This is a genomic window from Acinetobacter sp. RF14B (assembly GCF_006864105.1).
Classification (GTDB): Bacteria; Pseudomonadota; Gammaproteobacteria; order Pseudomonadales; family Moraxellaceae; genus Acinetobacter; species Acinetobacter lwoffii_C.
In genome coordinates this window covers 1-3,781 of the sequence record NZ_SMTB01000145.1, presented here as the reverse complement: position 1 = coordinate 3,781, position 3,781 = coordinate 1, and the positions used below count along the sequence as shown (strand labels likewise).

At 47.8% G+C, this 3,781-nt stretch carries 4 protein-coding genes and 1 pseudogene; 1 reads left to right on the top strand and 4 read right to left on the bottom strand.

The features are described from left to right. Nucleotides 1-128 precede the first annotated feature (128 nt). A pseudogene (locus E2K52_RS13765) lies at nucleotides 129-377 on the top strand (hypothetical protein); the annotation flags it as partial. 251 nt (nucleotides 378-628) lie between these two features. On the opposite strand, the gene E2K52_RS13760 reads toward E2K52_RS13765, so the two are convergent. From E2K52_RS13760 to E2K52_RS13745, 4 genes are all read right to left on the bottom strand, one after another. Beyond that, a complete protein-coding gene (locus E2K52_RS13760) occupies nucleotides 629-1,174 on the bottom strand; it encodes a VTT domain-containing protein (protein WP_151205587.1) in 546 nt (181 codons plus the stop codon). A 109-nt stretch (nucleotides 1,175-1,283) separates the two neighbouring features. After that, nucleotides 1,284-1,943, bottom strand: coding sequence for a riboflavin synthase (locus tag E2K52_RS13755; RefSeq protein ID WP_151205586.1), 660 nt, complete (start codon nucleotides 1,941-1,943; stop codon nucleotides 1,284-1,286). A 22-nt stretch (nucleotides 1,944-1,965) separates the two neighbouring features. Then, nucleotides 1,966-3,258 carry a DNA adenine methylase gene (locus tag E2K52_RS13750; protein WP_151205585.1) on the bottom strand — a complete coding sequence of 431 codons (1,293 nt, stop codon included), beginning with the start codon at nucleotides 3,256-3,258 and terminating at the stop codon, nucleotides 1,966-1,968. After that, the coding region (locus E2K52_RS13745; protein WP_151205584.1) for a RibD family protein at nucleotides 3,255-3,781 on the bottom strand (527 nt) is incomplete at its 5' end. The genes E2K52_RS13750 and E2K52_RS13745, both read right to left, overlap by 4 nt.

The following is a 3,781-nucleotide window of genomic DNA, read 5'->3' as shown; positions in this document are numbered from 1 at the left end:
GAGGGCTGATCTGGCCTGCTGCAAACTCATGACTGTCACACCATCGCCCGGTTTTTATGGCTATGGTTTTAAAACAGATGACAGGGGCTAAGGTGGCTGTTACATAATCGCTGCGGAGCAGATGGCATGATCTTGAGATACAGCACTACACCGCGCGTTATCAGAAAAACCCTGAACAGGTGCTGGATTTTTCCGCAGGTCAATACCGTATTGAAGATTCCCAGATTCGGTCTGAACTCGACAGTGTACGTTTACGTCTGGAACTGGAGGCCGAAAGTGCCATTGAGCAAACAGTGAATGCACTACGCGATAAGCTGCGTGCTGCCGCCAAAGAAGAAATTGACTATATTCTTCAAAATTCCAATCTGTCACAATAGGCTGAGCCATACTCACACTGGCTGCTATCTGATTTAATTTTTTTCTTATAGCGCTATGATTGGTCTGAAAGAACCAAACATCCAGGGTTCATCAATCGATTTAAGGTAAATCTAAAAGTTTTTATCTATGCGTGGTCGCTCGAGGCCTTAAAAATTCAACAAGGCAAGAGCTTTGGACGCCCGGTCTGCTCCAAGCCGTACAGGCCGAATAAAAAATAATCAAGCTCAGCTCAACTTTAAAACGTCAAAATTTAAAAAAGGTCAGCCAGCATAAAGGCGGTATTACCAAGAATATAGCCCACCCCCAACAGGCTGCTAATCCAGAGTATTCCGCCAACCACATTATACAAGCCAAAGGTCATCAGGTTCATATGCCCGGAACCGGCGGCAAAAGGTCCGAAGGAACGTACAAAGGGAATAAAACGTGCAATCAGGATAGTCTTGCCGCCATGCTTCATAAAATAATGATTGGTTTTGACTATATATTCCGGCTTGAAAAAGCGTGAATGCTCATTGAAGTATTTTAGCCCTAGCGCCCTGCCCGTGTAGTAATTGACGGTATATCCCAGAGTAGAAGCAATGAACAGTAATAAACCGACAGAATGTAAAGTGATCAGGTCCGTCGTCGAGCACAGTGCCCCGATGGCAATTAGCAGGCTGTCGCCAGGCAGGAAAAAGAAAAATACTGAGCCGGTTTCTGCGAAAATCACCAGGAACAGAATCGCATAGATCCATACCCCATACTGGTCCAGCAATAAGGGCAAGGATTGTTCAAGATGAAGTAAAAAATCGAGCATTCGATCTGTCCATTGGGGCTAAAATTGCAAGTTATACGCGGTATTATCTCCAAAAACAAAAAAACAGTCTAATTTTTCAACTAGACTGCCAGGAATTCTGGAGTTGGACTTATTTTAAAAAGCCATTTTCAGCCAGAAATTCCATACTGATTTTTGATTGCTGGGTGGTTTCTGCAGCCTTATCTCCCAGCAGCAAACGCTCGATATAACGGGCCAGCACATCAACTTCCAGATTTACTTTTGTCCCGACTTTCCAGGTACCGATATTGGTCCGCTCAGCTGTATGCGGAATCAGGTTCAGGCTAATGACACTGCCACGTAAATGGTTAATGGTCAGACTGATGCCATCAACGGTGACTGAGCCCTTCTGTGCCAGATATTTGGCAATTTCAGCCGGTGCCGTCACTTCATAATATACCGAGCGGGCATCTTCACGAACGATGGTAATTTCACCCACAGCATCGACATGCCCAGACACAATATGCCCACCAAAACGGGTGGTTGGCAGCATGGCTTTTTCGACATTCACAGGCTGTCCGACTTTCCATTGTCCCAGTGTGGTCCGGTTCAGGCTTTCACGCGACACATCCGCTGCATACCAGTTCTCGCCCCAGTCAATCACGGTTAGGCAAATACCATTGGTGGCAATCGAGTCACCGAGATGTACATCCGACATATCCAGATCGGTCTGAATACGTAAACGCACATCCCCTCCGACACTTTGCAGACTTTCAACTTTGCCCAGACTTTCAATAATACCTGTAAACATCTTTATTTCCTTTTTTATGCGCTTACCACAAGGCCAACTGGGTACTGACCCCGGTTGTATCTACACCGCCCAGCTCTGCATAATGATGCAACTGGCTTAGTAGCTGACGGATGGGTGGGCCTGATTTGGCATGCGTATCGGTAATCACAATGAATTCGAGTACGCGTGCACGTTCTGACTGGCGCTGCTTGCTAACCCGATAACGTGGCACATCCTGGGTTAGCAGAGTCACCCGACCGCGTTTCAGGTTGGCCTGCAATAAATCGGTCGCACTGATATTACCGTCGGTGGAATAACTGGTCAGAATAAAACGTGCATTAATCGTGGCCAGCAAGGTCTCATACGCCTCTTTGGCATACTTGGAAGAGTTGTACTGGCTCGGGCGTTCTTTACGCCAGGCGCGGTCAATACCACTCTTGAAGCCCTTGGTATCTGGTGTCGGCAGATCGACCTGATCCCATAAAGTCAGCGCATTCAGTACATGATAATTACTGCTATAGGCATGCTGGTTATACGGCGGATCCAGATACGCCACATCGACCTCAAAACTGCTCATCTGATTGGCCAGATGTTGGGCATCCACACACCACATTTCAGCGGTCGGCCCTTGATGTTTCTTGTCTTCACAGAAGCGGCTTGGCGTCAGCCAGAGTAAAGATTCAATCCGTTCCAGTGCGGTCTGGGTCTTGCCGCCCCAGCCATGATGGAAACTTTTAAATACGCCGGAAGTATTGCTGACAAAACTAGCTGAATATAATAGCGGTGCCAGCAAAGCACTCATTTCGACATCATCAATTGCACCTTGTGCCTGCCAGGTGGCAATCTGCTGGCGGATCGCATCAATCCGCATCCCGTTACGGCGTTTAAAAAACAAACGGTCACGCGACGGATCATAAATTTCATCATTACGTGGACACAGGTTATGTGTCACCCAGCCTTTGACTTCGGGCAGACGGTTTAGATAATCAATGGCTTTCTGGTAGCCACCCAATTCTTTAAACGCTGGTGCCTCCGTACAGGCCAGCACCGCATGATTCAGGGCATGACTATAGGGTTCCCAGTCATTGGCAATCACCCGGTAACCGTTTTGACGAGCCAAACGTGAGACCACACCAGAGCCAGCAAAGAAGTCGGCAAAAATAGGAGCACGGCCATCAGTACGGTTTAGGGTGCCTGTACTCTCAAGCGCTTCCAGAATTAAATGCAGCAGACGGCGTTTGTTGCCCAGATAAGGAACCAGCTGATGGAAAAGATATTCATCGGTGGTACGCGCCGCATGGCGACGTTTATGATAAACCGTAGACTCTGAACTCATAGTGTCTCTTGAAAAGGAATTAACCTGAAGCGCACATCCTCACCGAAGCGAGTTACATCGCGCAGCTTAAATCGGAGTTGTTCGGCCATACGGCTGAATTCTGCATTAAACATAGTACGTGCAGAACGGCCCAATAGGGTGGGTGCAACGTAACTGATCAATTCATCAACCAATTGTTCTTGTAAAAATGCCGTAGATAAGGTCGCCCCTGCTTCCACCAGCACATCATAAATCTGATACTGCCCAGCCAGCTGAGCCAATAATTGTGTTAAAGGCTGCACTGCTAATTGTAACACACCCAGATCAGCCAGCTCTTGACGGAATGGCCCCATGACCATCACGCTGTCAGGCTGCGCTAGAATTTTCGCTGTCAATGGCAGACGGCCTTGGCGGTCTAGAATAATCCGTTTTGGCTGAACCACCGTGCTCATATCATCAACACCATTAAGATGTCGGACATTTAGCTGGCAGTCATCTGCCAGTACAGTCTCAATGCCGGTCAGGACCGCACCAGAAATGGCGC